The sequence below is a fragment of the Prevotellamassilia timonensis genome (assembly GCF_021531665.1).
Classification (GTDB): Bacteria; Bacteroidota; Bacteroidia; order Bacteroidales; family Bacteroidaceae; genus Alloprevotella.
Genome location: NZ_JADYUH010000058.1, coordinates 1 through 18,333, shown reverse-complemented (window position 1 = coordinate 18,333; position 18,333 = coordinate 1). Strand labels below are relative to the sequence as shown.

At 50.5% G+C, this 18,333-nt stretch carries 15 protein-coding genes and 2 tRNA genes; 2 read left to right on the top strand and 15 right to left on the bottom strand.

The features are described from left to right. Positions 1 to 318: 318 nt before the first annotated feature. The 3 genes from I6E40_RS08980 to I6E40_RS08970 form a co-directional block, all read right to left on the bottom strand. Positions 319 to 2,481, bottom strand: a complete 2,163-nt coding sequence (locus I6E40_RS08980; protein WP_235386705.1) for a tetratricopeptide repeat protein — start codon at positions 2,479 to 2,481, stop codon at positions 319 to 321. A gap of 288 nt (positions 2,482 to 2,769) precedes the next feature. Then, on the bottom strand, positions 2,770 to 3,588 hold the full coding sequence (locus tag I6E40_RS08975) for an ABC transporter substrate-binding protein (RefSeq protein ID WP_235386704.1): 819 nt from the start codon (positions 3,586 to 3,588) through the stop codon (positions 2,770 to 2,772). 149 nt (positions 3,589 to 3,737) lie between these two features. Continuing rightward, positions 3,738 to 4,985 (bottom strand): phosphoglycerate kinase, encoded by a 1,248-nt coding sequence (locus tag I6E40_RS08970; RefSeq protein WP_235386703.1) that lies wholly within the window; start codon positions 4,983 to 4,985, stop codon positions 3,738 to 3,740. 352 nt (positions 4,986 to 5,337) lie between these two features. On the opposite strand from I6E40_RS08970, the gene I6E40_RS08965 reads away from it, so the two are divergent. Together I6E40_RS08965 and I6E40_RS08960 are read left to right on the top strand one after the other, a co-directional pair. Next, a tRNA-Lys gene (locus tag I6E40_RS08965) sits at positions 5,338 to 5,410 on the top strand. A 12-nt stretch (positions 5,411 to 5,422) separates the two neighbouring features. After that, positions 5,423 to 5,495 (top strand) — tRNA-Lys (locus tag I6E40_RS08960). Positions 5,496 to 5,592: 97 nt separating this feature from the next. Here the strand turns inward: I6E40_RS08960 and I6E40_RS08955 are convergent. From I6E40_RS08955 to I6E40_RS08900, 12 genes are all read right to left on the bottom strand, one after another. Continuing rightward, complete coding sequence (locus I6E40_RS08955; protein ID WP_235386702.1) at positions 5,593 to 6,321, bottom strand: hypothetical protein; 729 nt, start codon at positions 6,319 to 6,321, stop codon at positions 5,593 to 5,595. 334 nt (positions 6,322 to 6,655) lie between these two features. Beyond that, positions 6,656 to 8,716, bottom strand: a complete 2,061-nt coding sequence (gene htpG, locus I6E40_RS08950; RefSeq protein WP_235386701.1) for a molecular chaperone HtpG — start codon at positions 8,714 to 8,716, stop codon at positions 6,656 to 6,658. Positions 8,717 to 9,012: 296 nt separating this feature from the next. Continuing rightward, complete coding sequence (locus I6E40_RS08945; protein WP_235386700.1) at positions 9,013 to 9,465, bottom strand: hypothetical protein; 453 nt, start codon at positions 9,463 to 9,465, stop codon at positions 9,013 to 9,015. Between the two features lie 38 nt (positions 9,466 to 9,503). After that, on the bottom strand, positions 9,504 to 10,817 hold the full coding sequence (gene der, locus I6E40_RS08940) for a ribosome biogenesis GTPase Der (protein ID WP_235386699.1): 1,314 nt from the start codon (positions 10,815 to 10,817) through the stop codon (positions 9,504 to 9,506). Between the two features lie 65 nt (positions 10,818 to 10,882). Then, complete coding sequence (gene era / locus I6E40_RS08935) at positions 10,883 to 11,776, bottom strand: GTPase Era (RefSeq protein ID WP_235386698.1); 894 nt, start codon at positions 11,774 to 11,776, stop codon at positions 10,883 to 10,885. Between the two features lie 111 nt (positions 11,777 to 11,887). Further along, entirely contained in the window at positions 11,888 to 12,880 is a 993-nt protein-coding gene (locus I6E40_RS08930; RefSeq protein WP_235386697.1) for a beta-ketoacyl-ACP synthase III, read from the bottom strand. 174 nt (positions 12,881 to 13,054) lie between these two features. Beyond that, positions 13,055 to 13,240: a 50S ribosomal protein L32 gene (gene rpmF, locus I6E40_RS08925; RefSeq protein ID WP_235386696.1), complete on the bottom strand. Its 186-nt coding sequence runs from the start codon at positions 13,238 to 13,240 to the stop codon at positions 13,055 to 13,057. A gap of 59 nt (positions 13,241 to 13,299) precedes the next feature. Then, complete coding sequence (locus I6E40_RS08920; protein WP_235386695.1) at positions 13,300 to 13,749, bottom strand: YceD family protein; 450 nt, start codon at positions 13,747 to 13,749, stop codon at positions 13,300 to 13,302. Between the two features lie 95 nt (positions 13,750 to 13,844). Beyond that, positions 13,845 to 15,608: an aspartate--tRNA ligase gene (aspS, locus tag I6E40_RS08915; RefSeq protein ID WP_235386694.1), complete on the bottom strand. Its 1,764-nt coding sequence runs from the start codon at positions 15,606 to 15,608 to the stop codon at positions 13,845 to 13,847. A gap of 124 nt (positions 15,609 to 15,732) precedes the next feature. Further along, positions 15,733 to 16,356: an IMPACT family protein gene (locus I6E40_RS08910; protein WP_235386693.1), complete on the bottom strand. Its 624-nt coding sequence runs from the start codon at positions 16,354 to 16,356 to the stop codon at positions 15,733 to 15,735. A 39-nt stretch (positions 16,357 to 16,395) separates the two neighbouring features. Continuing rightward, positions 16,396 to 16,851: a MaoC family dehydratase gene (locus tag I6E40_RS08905; protein ID WP_235386692.1), complete on the bottom strand. Its 456-nt coding sequence runs from the start codon at positions 16,849 to 16,851 to the stop codon at positions 16,396 to 16,398. A 56-nt stretch (positions 16,852 to 16,907) separates the two neighbouring features. Beyond that, positions 16,908 to 17,861: a hypothetical protein gene (locus I6E40_RS08900; protein ID WP_235386691.1), complete on the bottom strand. Its 954-nt coding sequence runs from the start codon at positions 17,859 to 17,861 to the stop codon at positions 16,908 to 16,910. Positions 17,862 to 18,333 lie beyond the last annotated feature (472 nt).

The following is an 18,333-nucleotide window of genomic DNA, read 5'->3' as shown; positions in this document are numbered from 1 at the left end:
GGGCTGAATACCAAGCGAGGTACTCAGCCCTAATTTTAATCGTCTCAAAAAGTTTTACCGGACAGCAATATAAGAAAAAAATAACGGAGCCTAAGGAAGGCGTGACGAAGCCTAAGAAAAATCGTAGTCACGGCACGTAAAAGCATAAGCAGCATTGTCTTTTTTGAAAACTCCTGCATGAACCGGCTCGGTCTCTGTTCCTGCCAGGTCTCACCAAAGCGGGACTGCTCAGACGTGAAATCCGAGCAGTCCCGCTTTGAGGCGTAATCATGACTTTCTGTTTGTGCCTTTAAAGCAGGGTGACTCCCAAAAGCTTTCTCACAGCAACACGCAGTCGGTCACCATGTGAATCAATTCGGGCGAGATTCCGGCGCGGAGCAGGAGCGGCTCGTCCTCGGTCAGAAAATCGTAGGGCGTGGAGGTGGTTGTTCCTGTTTCGTCCGTCTTTCCTGTGCCATTCGTTTTTTGTGTCACCGCTTTTTTGTAGCGTGTGACCGCCTCTTCGATTCTTCCCGTGAGCAGTGCGGTGTGTCCGGCGTTCAGCCAGTCGGTGGCGGAGTGCTTGGGCGTTTGAAGAATCTTTTGATAGTATTTTTCAGCCTGGTCATATTTTCCAAGCAGCAGTGAGCACCAGGCGATGGCGCGGTGTGTCAGCAGTACGTCCGGTTTGAGCCATTCCGCTTTGAAGAGGAAGGGCAGTGCTTCTGCTTCGCGCTGGAGTCGCAGGAGGCACTCCGCCTGTTTCATTGCCACCGCGGCGTCTTCCGGTAGTTCTTTTTCCAGTTCGGAGTAGAGTTCAAAGGCTTCTTCGTAGGCTCCCGTTTGTCGGCAGCAGTTTGCCCATCGGTCCAGTGCCCAGGAAGATTCCGGCGCCAGATGTCTTGCCTCGGCGTAGGCGTTGCGTGCTTCCTCCAAGCGGTGCATACATTCCAAGCAGTAGGCTCGGTGCATCAGAATCTCCGCGTCGCGGTCGGCAGAAGGAATGCGTTCGTAGAGCGCAAGCGCCATGGCGTAGTTCTTGAATTGGAAGACATAGTCCGCCCATCGCTTCAATCGTGTGCAGTCTTCTGCCCAAGGTTTCAGTGCTTTGCAGTCGGCGAAAAGGAGGTCCTGTTTGAACGGATTGGGGAAGGCGTTTCTGTGGATGAAGATTTGGCTGAAACGATAGAAACTTTGGATATAGGAGCGCAGTTCTTCTTCCAGCGTTTTTTCTTTTTCTTCCGGAATGGGCATGTCGCTCATTTGAAGTCGTTCGCCGATTTTTTGTGAAATTCCGTTGGGCAAGCTGTTCCCGAGTTTTTCCGACATGAGACAGATGGAATATTTGTCCGAATCGCAGAGACCGGCGCTGTGCAACATCATCTGCACCAGCGGGTTACTCTCTGACTCTTGATTGATTTCCGGATGGAATTTGGTGAAGGGGACGAACCAGTTTGCGGCTTTGTGGAAGAAGGGGAATCGTGTTTTCAACATTTTGAAGGAGCCCATGTAGAGGTCTGCGCCTCTGCCTTGCAGATCCAGGAAATGTTTCATTTTCTCTTTCAGTTCACTCTGATTCTCGTCAGTCCAGTCCGGATTCATTTCGACTTCCGCAAATTGCTCCTCAATGTCGTCCAATCCGAGTGAGCGGTCCGTGCGTAACTGCTTCGAATGCTTCATCATTTGCGGAATGATGTTCTCTTGCAAGTCTTTTTCGATTTTTGTGGTTTCGAGGGTGAGCAAGAGTGCCGTTTGCAGTGCATCGGTTTCCTCGCTGAACTGACTGTCCGTCAGAAGTTCTCGGCAGGCTTCAAGTTCTTTCGGGAAGAATGACAGTTTGTCGGCGTGAATGAGGGTGGAGCATGTCCAACCGAAGAGGGCACGCACTCTGAGACGTGGGTCGTCGTGGGTGGCGAGCCGAAGCAGAAGTTTCCATTTGAAGATGTCGAAGAATTGCATGCTGCTGAGCGTGAGCGCGGAAAGTGCCACGCACCTCACATGAACGTCCTCTTCTTTGTCATTTTTCTGCATCCACGTTTCCATTTCTTCGCAGAGTTCCTTGTTCAGCAGGGGCGCAGTCCAAAGCGCGTCGAACAACGTCGGGAGGTCCTGCAGCGTCAAGTCTGCGCGTAGTACCTTCTCGGAAAGAAATGCCGTGCGCGAGGCGACGCCGCAGTCTGCAGCGTGCAACGTTTTGTGGGTGATGACGAAGAACGAATCAGGTTCGTCTTGGAGCAAACCTTCGCGACTGAGTTCCGAGTGCCACATCTGCGCCGCCTGGAACAGACGCTGATAGAGCGCGGAGCGTTCCGGGTCTTCCACCCCTTGGGTCAGATAGTTGAGCATGAGACGATAGTCTTCTTCTGCCCGTTGAATGAGTTCGGCGATTTCTCCGTTTTTGAGCATGATGGCTGCTCCGTGGAGTGTTTGTAGCGCGGGGAAGAGACGTCGTGCGGTGAGGTGTTGCTGGGCGTCGGACAGCAAATATTGATGAGTGGACATTGGGGAGAATGGGCAAAATGGTCAAAAAAGGTGGCGGACGCTTCGGTCGAAAAGGAGCAAGAGTGGCTGTGCCGCAAGGGTTCAGCGCGGCTTTGCCGCTGTTCAAGAGGGTAAGAGGGGAGAACTTAGTAATCCTCAAAAAATAACCTGCATCATCTTTGAAAATGTTTTCGGTTCCTATTTCCTCCCTCATCAGTCACATAGCTACGGCTATGCTCCTTCTTCGGGTGAAAATCTGACCTCGAAAATGTCATTCAAATCTGACGCAACTTATTATTTTCATATTACTTAGGGCAGCGAGATTTGATAGTCTTTTTCCAAGATGTGATTGTAGTGCTTCAGTCCTTTCTTTTTCACAGAGTCGTTCGCCATGCGGATGCCTTTGAGGAGCAGTTCCTTTTTCTTTGAATCTTTTTTCGTCAGACTTTCTTTCAGGAGGAGGCAGCCGGCGGGTTTTTCGTTGGGGACGGACTGGAAGAGTTTGTGGTGTCCCGCTTTCTCCGCAGCGACGGAATAGGGCCAGGTCAGCATGGCTGCATCAATCTGTCCGGCGTTCAGCATGGACAAGCGCAGCGCGTGGCTGTTGATTTGTGGTGTGTAGATGTCTTTCCTTGTCAGTTTTCCTTCTTTCAGTGCGTGTTCCAGCCACTGCTCTTCGGCGGAGAGGCGTGAGATGACCACGATTTTCGCCTTCAGTTTCTGTGTTTTTTTCACTCGCAGCGTGCGGTTGGCGAAAAGCGTCCATTCCGCCTTGCCCGGCAGGACGGTGACGTAGCCTCGTATCTGTGGGGTGTGGGAGAGGCGCACCTCATCGGTCCATCCGCCATCGATTTTTCCCGTTGCCAGTGTTTGGTCGCATTCAAGTTGCGAAGCGCAGGAACGAATCTCCACTTTCAAGCCAAGTTGGCGAAAGATGCCGCTGCGTTCAGCCACATAAATCGGAAAGCAATCGTGGTTGGGGGAGAGGACAAGGCGTAGTGTGTCTTTGGGCGCGGGCAGTGAATCGGCGGTTGCACCGTCGGAGTTTTCGTTTGAGGATTTTGAAGATTCGCCGGTGCAGGCAGAAAGGAGCATGCCCAAGGCGAAGAGGAAGGAAAGAAGTCTCATCAGTAGTTTCAAAAGGAGTCAGACGATTTCAGGCTAAGCTTGAAATGTCTGACTCCGTCAATGTCAATTCATAAATGATTTCACTTTAGGGTGTGTTCTTCTCTAAGAATTCAGCCAAATTTATGGAACACCCCCTTCAAGAGCGGAGTTCAACCCTTGATGGCAGCGATGCCGGGGAGAACTTTTCCTTCAATGGCTTCGAGCAGAGCACCGCCACCGGTGGAGATGTAGGAAACTTTGTCAGCCATTCCGAACTTGTTGATGCAAGCCACGGAGTCACCGCCGCCAATCAGAGAGAAGGCACCGTTGGCAGTGGCTTTTGCGATGGCTTCAGCGATGGCACGAGAGCCGCCGGTGAAGTTGTCAAACTCAAAGACGCCGGCAGGACCGTTCCAGAGAATGGTCTTGGCATCTTCAATGGCTGCTGCGAAGAGCTTGCGGGTTTCGGGACCGGCATCCATGCCTTCCCATCCGTCGGGAATGTCGTTGGCAGGAACAATCTGCTGGTTGGCATCATTTGAGAAGGCGTCGCCAGCCACGCAGTCAGTGCCGAGCACGAGGTTCACGCCCTTGGCTTTTGCCTTTGCCATGATGTCGAGAGCCAGGTCAAGTTTGTCGTCCTCGCAGATGGAAGTACCAATCTTGCCGCCCATGGCTTTTGCGAAGGTGTAGGTCATGCCGCCGCAGAGGATGAGGTTGTCCACCTTGTCCATGAGGTTTTCGATGATGCCAATCTTGGTGGAAACTTTGGAGCCACCCATGATGGCGGTGAAGGGACGCTTGATGTTGCTGAGCACGTTGTCCACAGCCTGCACTTCTTTCTCCATGAGATAGCCGAGCATCTTGTGGTCAGCGTCGAAGGAGTCAGCGATGACAGCGGTGGAAGCGTGTTTGCGGTGAGCTGTGCCGAAGGCGTCGTTGATGTAGATGTCAGCGTAGGATGCCAAAGTGGCAGCGAACTTTTTCTGACTTTCTTTCATTGCCTTCTTTGCTTCGTCATAGGCGGGGTCAGCCTTGTCGATGCCGACGGGTTTGCCTTCCTCTTCGGGGTAGAAGCGGAGGTTTTCAAGCAGAAGCACATCGCCGCTCTTCAGCGCTGCGGCAGCGTCAGCAGCTTTTGCGCAGTCGGGAGCGAATTGCACTTTCACACCGAGTTTTTCGCTCACGGCGTCCACGATTTGGCTGAGAGAGAACTTGGCGTTCACTTTGCCTTTGGGTTTTCCCATGTGGCTCATGATGATGAGTGCGCCACCGTCTGCCAGCACTTTCTTGAGGGTGGGCAGTGCGCCACGGATGCGGGTGTCATCGGTGATTTTTCCGTTCTCGTCTAAGGGTACGTTGAAGTCCACGCGGACAATCACTTTCTTACCCTTGAAATCACAAGTGTCAATTGTCATAATGAAATATGTTTAATATGAGAGTTAGTACGTTTACGCTGCGAAGTTACGTTTTTGGGTTGGTAAAATCAAAGTTTTAAAGGCGTTTTCTTCGGTCTGAGTCTTCTTGCGGTCATTCTTTCTGTGATTCTTCTCAGAAAATCCTCATTTTTCTCTGTGATTCGCCGCTTTGCCCTCTGAACACACCTCCTTGCGGCGTGCAGCGTTTGGTGCAATTGGGGTGGTGGATGATGGACGGCGGGTGATGAAAAGGGACGCTTTGTGGGGCGTTTCGCGAAAAAAACTGCGGGATTGTTTGGTCAGAACGAAAGGAAATGATACTTTTGCACTCGCAAAAAAGAAATGCACATCTGCACTCTTAGCTCAGTTGGTAGAGCAACTGACTCTTAATCAGTGGGTCCAGGGTTCGAACCCCTGAGAGTGTACTCCGCTTTTTTGCACTCTTAGCTCAGTTGGTAGAGCAACTGACTCTTAATCAGTGGGTCCAGGGTTCGAACCCCTGAGAGTGTACGCAAAAGAGACTGTCCGAAAGGCAGTCTCTTTTGTGTTTTCTGCAATCTTGTTGCGTTGTGCCGACCGGTACTTCCGGCATGCAAAAAGCGCAAACTCACGCTTGTGGTTCTGATGGCTTTTGCGATTCAATTGGCTTTTGCGATTCTAATATCTTTTTGATATCAATGGTATTATCAACTTCTTCACTTTTCTTCTTGCTAAGATTTGAAGACGTTGAGTGAATCGTATTGCTTTCCGACTTTTCCCTCGTTACTTGTTGAGAGAGCTGATCGCGTACGACTTCCTTAATCTTAAAGTAATCTTCAAATATCTTTCTCACGATTTCTCCATTTTCAAGATCTGTCGAGGGAAAGACAAAATAACATTTGCACTGACAACCGATCAAATCGTCTTCATTCGGTTCCGTATAAACGACGTTCGTTCTAATGCGGTAGTTTTCCTTATTGAAGGAACCAATGAATCTGGGTAGATTGGGCGTTTGCGTCTCAAAATTCATCCACATGGTTTTATTCAAACTTATTATGGTGGATTGAGATGCGTATTCAATTTGTATTTTAACATTCTCTCCTTGATATCTCGCGATGAGCGTATTGTTATTACAGAATTTAGGCTGGTAGCCAAGTTCCTGCAGGACCTTCTTCATAGGTCCGGTTTTGTCTATACTTTCATGGAACGCCCTTAAAAATTCTAATTCATAGTCTCTCTCCTCCTCTTCCTTTTTCTTTCTCTTTTTCCATGTAGTATAACTCTCCGCCTTGTTCATCATTACTGCTCCGACGAATATAATAACAAGTATAATGATTGAATCAATTGTAGTCTCCATTGTTTTTCTAATTAAGTGGTTGTTGATTCTTTAATTTGTCACTTACGGTTGTGCATCTCAAGATGCGATGAGGGATAAATAAATTCTCATTTTGATGTTTTTCAGTGAAGGTTTAAGGAAAATTTTGCCGGCACTAAGTATCTCGCAAAAAGCATGCCATTCAATGATTTGCTCTGCTTGAGATTCTTTCTTTTTTTACGTGAGATACATATTCCGGCATGAACGGATTTTCGATGTGGGCAGGTTGCGTTTTCGGAGTAGAAAAAAGGCGTGCTCACGGATTTCTCCGAGCACGCCTTTCAGGCTTAGTTTGTCTTGTGGAATGCGGTCTGCTTCACCCCTTAATCAAATCCACGCTTCGGCGGATGAACTTGCTGAGAGCTTCTCCGCGGAGCAGTCCGTTCTGGAGCAGGGCAAGGTCGATGAGCTGCGGAACGATGGGATTCTGTTTGCCGTAGTTCGCCCAAACTTCTTTGCGAGCGTCCTCTTGAGCGGCGAGTGCTTCATCCACCTGTTTGTTCTGTTCTTTGTCGTCGTCGGTCAGTTCGTCATACTTTTTGTCCTTCTGAGCGGCGTGCAAAGCGTCGCGGCGTGCCTCCAATCCTTTGATTTCATTTTCAATGGGTTGAAGCTTTTCGCTCAAGTTCTGGTTCATGTCTTCCAAAACTTCCTTGACGAGTTTGTGGTCAGCGTTGAGCACGAGGTTATACATGTCCGGCATTTCTCCGTAGAACGACATTCCTTGCTGGAACTTGCTCATGTCTTTCATTCGGCGCATGTATTCGCTCTGCGTAATCATGACGGGAGAAGCTTCTTCGCCGAGTGCGGCAGTTTCAACGTGGAATTCCGCCTTGTCGATTTTCGGAAGTTCTGCGGTGAAGATTCCGCTCAGGTTTCTGCTGTCTGCTTCGGAAACGACGGTGTCTTTCTTCTCTTCTTTGACAATGAGTCGGTCAATGACATCGCTGTCCACGCGGGTGAAACGAGATTTTTCAAACTTCTGTTCCAAGAGTCCGACCATGGCGGTGTCAAGTTGTCCGTCCAGGAGGAGCACGCTGTAGCCTTTTGCTTCGGCAGCTTCTATGTAGGTGTATTGTTCCTCTTTGTCTGTGGCGTAGAGATAGATGAGGTTTCCGTCCTTGTCAGTCTGCTGCGCTTTGATGAGGTCGCGATATTCGTCGTAGGTGAAGTGAGCCCCTTTGACGTCGGTGAAGAGCGAGAAGTTCTTTGCTTTTTCGTAGAAGTCTTCCTGCGAGAGCATGCCGTAGTGGATGAAGAGTTTGAGGTCTTCCCACTTGCTTTCAAAGTCTTTTCTGTCAGATTTGAAGATGGACTGGAGACGATCTGCGACTTTTTTGGTGATGTAGGTGGAAATCTTCTTCACGTTGCTGTCGCTCTGGAGGTAACTACGGCTGACGTTCAGCGGGATGTCCGGAGAGTCGATGACGCCGTGGAGCAAGGTGAGGAAGTCCGGCACGATGTTCTCCACTTGGTCGGTGACGAAGACCTGATTGCAGTAGAGTTGAATCTTGTTGCGGTGGATGTCAATGTTGTTCTTGATGCGCGGGAAATAGAGCACGCCGGTCAGGTGGAAGGGATAGTCCACGTTGAGGTGAATCCAGAAGAGCGGCTCGTCGGACATGGGGTAGAGGTCGCGATAGAACTTGGTGTAGTCTTCGTCTTTGAGCGAAGAAGGTTGTTTTGTCCAAAGCGGATTCGGGTCGTTGATGATGTTGTCCTTGTCCGTGTCCACCTCTTTTCCGTCTTTCCATTCCGTTTTTTTGCCGAAGGCGATTTCAATGGGAAGGAAGCGGCAATATTTTCTCAGCAGTTCCTGAATCTTGTTCTTTTCGAGGAACTCTTTGCAGTCTTCGCTGATGTGAAGGACGATGTCGGTGCCACGGTCTTCTTTCTCGCAGTCAGAAATTTCAAAGGCGGGTGAGCCGTCGCAGGTCCATTTGACACCGTGGCTTTCCTCGCGATAGCTGTGAGTCAGAATGTCCACGCGGTCGGCAACCATGAAGGAAGAGTAGAAGCCCAAGCCGAAGTGACCGATGATGGCAGCTGCGTCCTCCTTATATTTCTCCAAGAAATCATTGGCGCCGGAGAAGGCGATTTGGTTGATGTAGCGGTCAATCTCTTCTGCGGTCATGCCGATGCCTCGGTCACTGATGGTCAGCGTGCCCGCTTCTTTGTCAATGCTGACGCGCACGGTCAAGTCGCCCAGTTCACCTTTAAACTCACCTTTCATGGCAAGCGTTTTCAGTTTCTGGGTGGCATCCACAGCGTTGCTGACGATTTCGCGAAGGAAGATTTCGTGGTCACTGTAGAGGAATTTCTTGATGACGGGGAAAATGTTTTCGGTTGTAATTCCGATATTACCTTTCTGATTCATTTGTTTGGTGTTTTAAAAGTTTCGTGAAAACTATAGCAAATGCCGTGCCAAAAGGCACGGCATTCACTTTGATTTCTATAAAATGAGGGTGTGTCAAAATGCACATTTTGGCTTCACCCTCGAAGGTGCGTCAGAATGGCTAAGATGCAAGGCGCTGAGGATGAGGGTGCAGGGAGTGTACTGAAGTACATGACCAAACCCGAATCCGATAGCAACGAAGCAGATTGGCTATTATGACACACCGCCCATTCCGCTTGATTTCTATAAGATATGTGCCAAATGGCAGGGCGTCGGCGTTATTTCAGTCTCCAGTTCTCTCCGTCGAAGACCATGGTTTGGATGACTTCCTCGGAGGATCCGTCTTTGAAGGTCACGTTGAGGAAGACCACTGCCACGGTTCCGTTTTTGTGGAAAAACTTCCGCAGCACCTCAGCGCCGGTTGTGCCGCCTTTGGTCTGAAGAATCTGCGCCTCGTGGTGCTTCAAGAGTCGCGCCATTTGCGAGCGATAGGCTTCGGTCGTGCTGTCACAGGACTGCATGGCAGCCACGTATGCGTCAAACTGACCGTTCGCACGTAGCATATAATATTGCGTAGCCTGCTCGTCGGAGAAACCGTTTGGGTTTTCTGCCTCCGCAGCATCGGAGCGGCTACCGCAACTTGCCAAGGAAAGGATGACGCCGAGCAGCATGGCTTGTGCCACAGCCCGCGCCGGACGGAAAGTTCTTTGCTTACGGAAAAAGTGAAGCATGGATGAATGAGAAAATAGGAGTTCGGAAAAAGGAAAAATCACTTCTGACGGATGAAAATCTGAATCGGCGTACCCGTGAAGTTCCAGCGCTCACGGATCTTGTTCTCGAGGAAGCGCTTGTAGGGCTCTTTGACATACTGCGGCAGGTTGGCGTAGAAGATGAACGTCGGAATCTGCGTGTTCGGCAGTTGTGAGCAGTACTTAATCTTAATGTATTTGCCCTTGATGGAGGGTGGGGGATAGGCTTCAATGAGCGGCAGCATCTCTTCGTTCAGTTTTGAGGTGCTGACGTGGTTCTTTCTGCTGAGATAGACGTCTTTTGCGGTTTCGATGACCTTGAAGATGCGTTGTTTCGTCAGCGCGGATGTGAAGATGATGGGGAAGTCCGTGAAGGGTGCGAGACGTTGGCGAATCGTGTTCTCATAGTGAGCAATGGCTTCCTTAGACTTGTCTTCGACGAGGTCCCATTTGTTGACTGCGACGACAAGGCTCTTCTGGTTCTTTTGGATGATTTGCAAAATGTTGAGGTCCTGTCCTTCAATTCCTCGTGTGGCATCAAGCATGAGGATGCAAACGTCAGAGTATTCGATGGAGCGGATGGCTCTCATGACGGAGTAGAACTCCAAGTTTTCCGTCACTTTGTTCTTGCGTCTGATGCCGGCGGTATCGACGATGTAGAAGTCAAACCCGAATTTGTTGTAGCGGGTGAGGATGCTGTCGCGGGTTGTTCCGGCGATGTCGGTGACGATGTTTCTGTCCTCGCCGAGGAAGGCGTTGATGATGCTGCTTTTTCCTGCGTTCGGTCTTCCGACCACGGCAAATTTCGGCAGGTCGTCAAATTCGGAGTCCTCTTGTTCTTTTCCGATGGTCTCCAAAATCACGTCCAGCAGTTCACCGGTTCCGCTGCCTGTGGCGGCAGACACGCAGTAGGGGTCTCCGATGCCGAGTTTGTAGAATTCAGCGGCTTCGTATCTTTCAATATTATTGTCCGTTTTGTTGGCGCAAAGAATGACGGGCACTTTCGTTCCGCGCAGAATCTTTGCCACCTCTTCGTCGAGGTCTGTCACGCCGTTTTTGACGTCCACGACAAAAAGGATGAGGTCTGCTTCCTCGGTGGCGAGCATGACCTGCTTGCAAATCTCTTCTTCAAAGATGTCGTCGGAGTTCACGACCCAGCCGCCCGTATCAACGAGAGAGAACTCGGTGTGTCCCCATTCGCACTTGCCATATTGGCGATCGCGGGTTGTGCCCGCCTCTTCGCTGACGATGGCTTGACGAGTGCCGGTCAGACGATTGAACAAGGTGGATTTACCGACGTTAGGCCGTCCTACTATAGCTACTAATTTTGACACGTGTGCAATGTTTTGTGGGGTGAGTAATTGTAACTTGAAGCTTGAAACTTGAAGTCTGAAACGTTTTAGTCCAACTTGTACCCGTAGGACTTCAAGCGGGCAGTGTTGCTTCTCCAGTCTTTATCGACTTTGACGAATACCTCGAGGAAGATTTTTTTCTCAAAGAATTTCTCCAGTGTGCGTCGCGCCTCGGTGCAGACTCGTTTCAGAGCGACGCCTTGGTGTCCGATGATGATTCCTTTTTGGCTTTCTCTTTCCACGCAGATGACCGATTTGATGTGGATTTGTTTCTCCGATTCGTGGTATTCCTCCACAATGACTTCGACGGCGTAGGGAATCTCTTTGTCGTAGTAGAGCAAAATCTTCTCGCGAATGATTTCCGTCACGAAGAAGCGCGCCGGTTTGTCCGTCCATTGGTCTTTGCCGAAATAGGGTTGGGACTCCGGAAGCAGTTCCTTGATTCGGGTCATGACGGCGTCCGTGTTGAACTTGACTTTGGCGGAGATGGGAATGATTTCCGCTTTCGGGAGGCAGTTGTGCCAGGTTTCGACCAGTGTTTCCAAGTCTTTTTGGTTGCTCAGGTCAATTTTGTTGATGAGCACCAAGACCGGCACGTCCATTTTGGACACTTTTTCAATGAAGTCGTTGTTCTTGTCCGGTTTTTCGATGACATCGGTGACATAGAGCAGTACGTCAGCGTCTTGGAGTGCTGAGACGGAGAAAGCCATCATTTCCTCTTGCAACTTGTAGTTAGGTTTGAGCACGCCCGGTGTGTCGGAGAAGACAATCTGCATGTCTTCTTCGTTGAGGATTCCCATGATTCTGTGTCGCGTGGTTTGCGCTTTGAACGTGGCGATGGAGATTCTCTCTTTCATGAAGAGGTTCATCAGCGTGGATTTCCCGACGTTGGGATTTCCGACGATGTTGACAAAACCGGCTTTGTGCTTTTGATCTGCCATGTGGTGTGGTGGTGAGGATGTGGCTTTTGTTTTTGAACACAAGGTCTTCAAGGACTTTTGTTGCCCTCAAAGACCTTGTTGTGTATGACTTTTCGGAAGGTTCGTATCTTTTTAGTATGCCCACTTGAGATAGGCAGCTCCCCAGGTGAAGCCTGCGCCGAAGGCAGTCAAGATGATGTTGTCGCCCTTCTTGAGTTGCTTTTCGTAGTCCCAGAGTGCGAGGGGCAGCGTACCGGCAGAGGTGTTGCCGTAGCGCTGGATGTTCAGCATCACTTTTTCTTCGGGCACTTCCAGTCTTTCAGCCACGGCTTCGATGATGCGGACGTTTGCCTGGTGAGGCACAATCCAGTCGATGTTGTCTTTGTTCAGGTTGTTGCGTTCAGCAACGATGGTGCAAGCGTTGCTCATGTTGGTGACGGCGAACTTGAAGACGGTGCGTCCCTCTTGGTGCAGGTAGTGCATGCGGTGGTCGATGGTGAAGTAGGAGGGAGAGCACACTGAGCCGCCGGCTTTGAGGCAGAGGAAGGGGAGTCCCATTCCGTCTGTTCTCAGGAAGCTGTCTTGCCATCCGAATCCTTCTTCTGTGCTGGGTTCCACGAGCACTGCGGCGGCGCCGTCGCCGAAGATGGGACAAGTGGCTCGGTCAGTGTAGTCCACGATGGAGGACATTTTGTCAGCACCGCAAACCACGATTTTCTTGTATCTTCCACTTTGAATCATGCCTGCAGCCGTGTCCATGGCGAAGAGGAATCCGCTGCACGCAGCCTGCATGTCAAGGGCGAAGGCGTTTTTCATTCCGAGCTTACCGATGACGATGCTGGAGGTGGAGGGGAAATGGTAGTCCGGTGTGGTGGTAGCAATGATGAGGCAATCCACTTCTTGAGGGTCTGTCCCTGTTTTTTCAAGGAGTTGTCTCACGGCTTTGCGAGCCATATAACTGGTTCCGAGTCCTTCTTCGTTGAGGATGCGGCGTTCTTTGATTCCGATGCGGGTCATAATCCATTCATCGTTCGTGTCAACCATTCTGGAGAGTTCTTCGTTGTTGAGCACGTATTCGGGGACATATCCTCCGACTCCGGTGATGATGGCGTTGATTTTTTCCATGAAGAATCACTTTCTGCGACGTGTTGTTTTGTCGCTTAGTAATTAAAAATAAAGTCAAGGAACGGGGCGGAAGCGCACCGCTCCTTGACTGTTGTGTTGAATCACTTGATTGTATGTTCCCCGCCTTTCCGTTCTGTGAAGTTGTGTGTCAGTCGGCGGGAAGAGAAGTGTTTTTTACTCTGCAACTTCTTTTTCGATGGCGAGTTTACCACGGTAGTAACCGCAAGTGGGGCATACGGTGTGGTAGATGTGCCATGCGCCGCAGTTCGGGCAGATTGCCAGTGTGGGGGCTACTGCCTTATCGTGGGTTCTGCGTTTGAGAGTACGGGTCTTTGATTGTCTTCTTTTAGGATGTGCCATTTTTGTAAATGTTATTTGATTTTGTTGTATTGTCTTTGTTTTGTGAGTGCTTGTTGGCGTCAGATTTCACCTGCGATGAATTTGACTGCTTCCGTGTTGCACTCTTCGATGCTGTGCGTCTTCTTTCCGGGGAGGGAGGTGAAGATGAGTTCGTAGGTGCTCCAACTGAGGTCTATTTTTCCGTTGGCTTCGGTGCAGAGGGTTTCGGGGTCATCGCTCTCTGCCCATTCTCCGTCTTTGACTTTCAGTGTTTCTTCGACTTTGGTTTCGAGTTGAAGGTCTTCGAGACATCTGTCACAGAGTGTGACGACGCTGCCTTCCGCTGAAAGTTTCACGTCAAAATAGTCCGGCGCTGTGTTCTTCACAGAAAGCACTACTTTCAAGTCGCCTCCTTTGATTTCTTCTTGCTCCAGGTCTGCGAAGAAGGCATCTTGCAGATGAATCTCAAGACTCTTTCCGGCGGATGCCACATCTTTGGGACAGATGAGAAGGGGACTTTTACATTGCATAGCGGGTGCAAAATTACTATTTTTCTGTGAATAAAGACGAACCTGCTTGTGATTTTTTCAGTTTTGTCTTTCTTCAGTCTCTTCTCGGAGGTTTTTTATTCGGATTTTTCAAGCGTGATGCCGAGTTCCTCAAGTTGTTGGGGACTGACTTCGGAGGGTGCGTCAAGCATGACGTCGCGTCCGGAATTGTTTTTCGGGAAGGCGATGCAGTCGCGGATGCTGTCGAGTCCGGCGAAGAGGGAAACCCAGCGGTCGAGACCATAGGCGAGTCCACCGTGAGGTGGTGCGCCGAATTTGAAGGCATTCATGAGGAAGCCGAACTGTGCTTCAGCCTGTTCTTTGGTGAAGCCGAGCACGTCGAAAATCTGTGCTTGCAGAACGGCGTCATGGATTCGAATGGAGCCGCCGCCGACTTCCACGCCGTTGCAGACCATGTCATAGGCGTCTGCCAGGACTTTCTCGGGATGGTCTTTGAGAAGAGGAATGTCCTGGGGGCGGGGAGAGGTAAAGGGGTGGTGCATCGCCATCAAACGGTTCTCTTCGTCGCTCCACTCGAACATCGGGAAGTCAATGACCCAGAGGAGTGAGAATTTGTTTTTGTCTCTCAGACCGAGGCGGTTACCCATTTCAAGGCGGAGTTCGCAGAGTTGTTTGCGAGTCTTCATGGCGTCGCTTCCGCAGAGGATGAGGATGAGATCTCCGGGTTTTGCGTTCATGCTGTCGGCGAGGGCGGCAACCTGTTCGGGGGTGTAGAATTTGTCGAATGAGGATTTGGTGCTGCCGTCTTCTGCGATTTTGACCCAGAGGAGTCCTTGTGCGCCGATTTGTGGTGTCTTGACGAAGTTGGTGAGTTCGTCGGTTTGTTTTCTGGAGTAGTTTCCACAACCTTCAGCCACGATGCCGCCGATGTAGGAAGCCGAATTGAAGACGCTGAACTCGCCTTTGTCTTTCAGCAGTTCGGTGACTTCTTGGATTTCCATTCCGAAGCGGAGGTCGGGTTTGTCGGAACCATATTTCTCCATCGCCTCTTGCCAGGTCATGCGCAGGAAGGGCTTTTCGCCGAGGTCCACGCCGCGCACTTCCTTGAACAGGTATTTTGTCATCTCTTCGAAGGTCTGAAGGATGTCTTCTTGTTCAACGAAGGACATTTCGCAGTCAATCTGCGTGAATTCCGGCTGGCGGTCTGCGCGCAGGTCTTCATCGCGGAAGCATTTGGCGATTTGGAAGTATCGGTCAATGCCTGCCACCATGAGGAGTTGTTTGAGTGTCTGCGGACTCTGGGGCAGGGCATAGAACTGTCCTTGGTTCATTCGGGAGGGCACGATGAAGTCTCTTGCGCCTTCGGGTGTTGAGCCGATGAGCACGGGCGTTTCGATTTCGAGGAAGCCTTTGCTGTCGAGGAAGTTTCTGACCGCGATGCAGAACTTGTGGCGCAGTTCGAGGTTTTTGCGAACGGCTTCTCGGCGAATGTCAAGGTATCTGTATTTCATTCTCAACTCGTCACCGCCATCGGTGTTTTCTTCAATGGTGAAAGGCGGTGTGAGTGAGGGATTCAGCAGGGTGTATTTGCTGACGATGATTTCAATGTCTCCGGTGGGAAGGTTGGGATTTTTGGAGAAGCGTTCCTCCACGACACCTTCTACTTGAATGACAAATTCGCGTCCGGTTTTGTTGGCGGTTTCGAACAGTTCCTTGTCTTTTTGTTCGTCGAATACGAGCTGTGTGATGCCGTATCTGTCTCTCAAGTCGATGAAGGTCATGCCTCCCATTTTGCGGGTTCTTTGAACCCAGCCGGCGAGGGTCACCTTCTTGCCTTTGTCCTCGAGTCGGAGACTTCCGCAGTCAATACTTCTGTACATGGTTTGAAAACTTTTCGTTTTTCGTATTTGATGTCTTATATATAATAAGGAGTGGCTCTCCTCATTTTTCACTTTTTCGTCCGCCTTCGTGCGCCAAGCGTGGTGGCTTCTGCGCGTTTGTTTTTCACTTCTCGGTTTCCGTGACTCGGAAATCTTTGGAGAAGTTTTCAAGGGCGCTTTCGAGTGTGGTTTTCCTTCCGGAAATGATTTGTGCGTCAAAGCGGATGCTTTCTCCGCCGTAGGTTCGTTGGATGTCCTCCGCTTCCACCAGTTTCAGTGCTCTTTCTGCTTTGTCGGCGTCTTCGTAGGTCACGTGGAAGGAAAGGGGGAGCGTGTGGTGTCGGACGATGATTTCCGTGTTGTCCAAGGCTTCCTGTGTGGCAGTCCGATAGGCTTTTCCCAGCGGTCCGGTGCCGAGTTTCACTCCGCCGAAATATCTCACCACGATGACAGCCACTTGTTGCAGTTCTCGGGAGAGGATGCAGTTGAGGATGGGTTTACCGGCGGTTCCGGAGGGCTCGCCGTCGTCGGAACTGCGTTGGACTGCGTTTTGTCCGCTGCCGACGACATAGGCAAAGCAAACGTGGCGCGCGTCGTGATACCGACGCCGATAGTCGGCGAGGATTGCCGTGGCTTCTTCCTCGTTGCGCACGGGGTGGGCGAAGGCGAGGAATTTGGAACGGCTTTCGGTGTAGATTCCTTTGCCGACTTCTCGGATGGTGAGATAGGCTCCTTCTTCGAGCGTCATGATTGGGCGTTGGCGTTAGCTTTGGCGGCTCTCGGCGGCTCAGTTGAAGTGATAGAGGAAGGTGGCGATGCCGGAGAGTGCCGGTTTCTTTTGGTCTTTGATTTCAATGTCAAACTTAATCTCCACCTTGCAGATGCCTCGGAGGTTACTGATGTTGTGGAGTTTAGCGACGAGGCGCACGCTCTGTCCGGAGAGTACGGCTTGTCCGAACTTCATCTTGTCCATGCCGTAGTTCACGAGCATCTTGATGTTCTCGACTTTGATGACCTGTTCCCAGAGGTAGGGCAGAAGGCTGAGGGTGAGATAGCCGTGGACGATGGTTTGTCCGAAGGGACCTTCTTTGGCTCTTTCGGGATCTACGTGAATCCACTGGTGGTCCAGGGTGGCGTCGGCAAAAAGATTGATGCGTTCTTGGTCCACTTGCAGCCAGTCGGATTTTCCGAGTTCCTGTCCCAAGTGTTGTTCAAATTCTTCGTAGGAGTGGATGGTCAGCATTTTTCTTTTGTATTTATTGTGTGGTTGTATTTCAGAGTCGTGGAGAGGTCGCGCCGTCATTTTCTGGAGAGTTCCTGCATCGTGAGGGAGCGGATGAGCATGGCGGCGGTGAGGAATGCTTCTCCTTTGTAGGTACTGAAGGTCTTACCTTCGTTGTTGCGTTCGATGTATTGGTCCACGGTGAAAGTCACTTTATACTCCTTTTCTCCTTCTGCTTTTTCAGCGGCGGGAACGCATTCAACTTCGGCGTCGCGTCCCACGACGAAGCGCACAGCCTCGATGTCTTCGGTGAACATTCCTTCAATCGTACTGAGCACCTTTGCTTTGGAAACGTTTGTTTGTCCGAGGAAGCGAGTCATGTTGGGGGTGATGTTGGAGCAAATCATCTCTTGGTCGCGCTCTTGGAAACCGGAGAAGAAAGTGTTCAGCACACCGATGATTTCTTCTTTCAACTCCGGTGTCACTTCTGCCTCTTTCACAGTGCTTTCTGCGATGGAAGCTTCTGAGGCGTAGCGTCCTTCGGGGTGTTTTTGAAGATAGGCGGCGAACGCCTCGGGCGTACCAGCCTTTTGGGCGGTGACAAAGTCCAGGGAGTCAATCTTCAAATCGCAGCGATGGGCGAAGCCGGCGTAGTCGGGATGAAGTTCTTTGAATTTCTCAAAATCAGAGGCACGTTCGGAGAGCGCGATGCGGTTCCAGTCCTCCAGTGCGTCTTGGAGTGCTTGGAGTTTCTTTTGCACGAGGGGAGCATAGTCGCCGTCGGGATATTTTTCAAGAAACGCCTGATAGTCTTCAGGGTTTTCGTTGCCTTCCAGCGATTCGAAGAGTTCCTGTTCTCCTTCGTTTTGTGAGTTTTTCAGAACGACGAAGCCTGCGCCTCCGCCGATGAGCAGAAGGACGACGACAACGATGATGCCGACGACGAGTGCGTTTTTTTTCTTTTTCGGGGTATGTTCGGTCGTTCCCTCGGGCGAGGTCAGACCATTTTTATTATTGAGTTTTGAGTCCATGAGTTTGAGTGGCTTGTCAGGGGATATTATCTAAAAACCGTGCAAAGTTATGCCTTTTTGCGCTGTGCGCCAAAGCAATCCGGCAAAACTCTCCCCCTTTTTGGCTCAAACGTGTGGTGAGGTGTGCTAATTTCGTGTGATTCGTCTTTTTTTACCTAAAAATGCGTGCTGTTGGGAAGGGATAAACTTTACGATAGACCGTATGCACCGGCACGCAGCACCTACCATACATAAATATAAGCGAACAAAAAATCCTGCAAACCCTACACAAACCCCTGCATCCTCTTCGTATCTCTCTGATTCTCCGCACGTTGTACTGTGTAGGGTTTGAAGCGAAAATCCTACACAAACCCTACATGCAACCCTACATGGGAACTAAGAGTCAAAGAGACTAAGAGTCAAAGAGGCGGGGCCTACCCCAACCCCTCCCTAAAGGGAAGGGCTTTGTTGCGGCGCTGATGCACCGCACATG

Coding starts and splice junctions, on each gene's coding strand:
- I6E40_RS08980 (WP_235386705.1), bottom strand. CDS start 2,481: ATGTCCACTCATCAATATTTGCTGTCCGACGCCCAGCAACACCTCACC.
- I6E40_RS08975 (WP_235386704.1), bottom strand. CDS start 3,588: ATGAGACTTCTTTCCTTCCTCTTCGCCTTGGGCATGCTCCTTTCTGCC.
- I6E40_RS08970 (WP_235386703.1), bottom strand. CDS start 4,985: ATGACAATTGACACTTGTGATTTCAAGGGTAAGAAAGTGATTGTCCGC.
- I6E40_RS08955 (WP_235386702.1), bottom strand. CDS start 6,321: ATGGAGACTACAATTGATTCAATCATTATACTTGTTATTATATTCGTC.
- htpG (WP_235386701.1), bottom strand. CDS start 8,716: ATGAATCAGAAAGGTAATATCGGAATTACAACCGAAAACATTTTCCCC.
- I6E40_RS08945 (WP_235386700.1), bottom strand. CDS start 9,465: ATGCTTCACTTTTTCCGTAAGCAAAGAACTTTCCGTCCGGCGCGGGCT.
- era (WP_235386698.1), bottom strand. CDS start 11,776: ATGGCAGATCAAAAGCACAAAGCCGGTTTTGTCAACATCGTCGGAAAT.
- I6E40_RS08930 (WP_235386697.1), bottom strand. CDS start 12,880: ATGGAAAAAATCAACGCCATCATCACCGGAGTCGGAGGATATGTCCCC.
- rpmF (WP_235386696.1), bottom strand. CDS start 13,240: ATGGCACATCCTAAAAGAAGACAATCAAAGACCCGTACTCTCAAACGC.
- I6E40_RS08920 (WP_235386695.1), bottom strand. CDS start 13,749: ATGCAATGTAAAAGTCCCCTTCTCATCTGTCCCAAAGATGTGGCATCC.
- aspS (WP_235386694.1), bottom strand. CDS start 15,608: ATGTACAGAAGTATTGACTGCGGAAGTCTCCGACTCGAGGACAAAGGC.
- I6E40_RS08910 (WP_235386693.1), bottom strand. CDS start 16,356: ATGACGCTCGAAGAAGGAGCCTATCTCACCATCCGAGAAGTCGGCAAA.
- I6E40_RS08905 (WP_235386692.1), bottom strand. CDS start 16,851: ATGCTGACCATCCACTCCTACGAAGAATTTGAACAACACTTGGGACAG.
- I6E40_RS08900 (WP_235386691.1), bottom strand. CDS start 17,861: ATGGACTCAAAACTCAATAATAAAAATGGTCTGACCTCGCCCGAGGGA.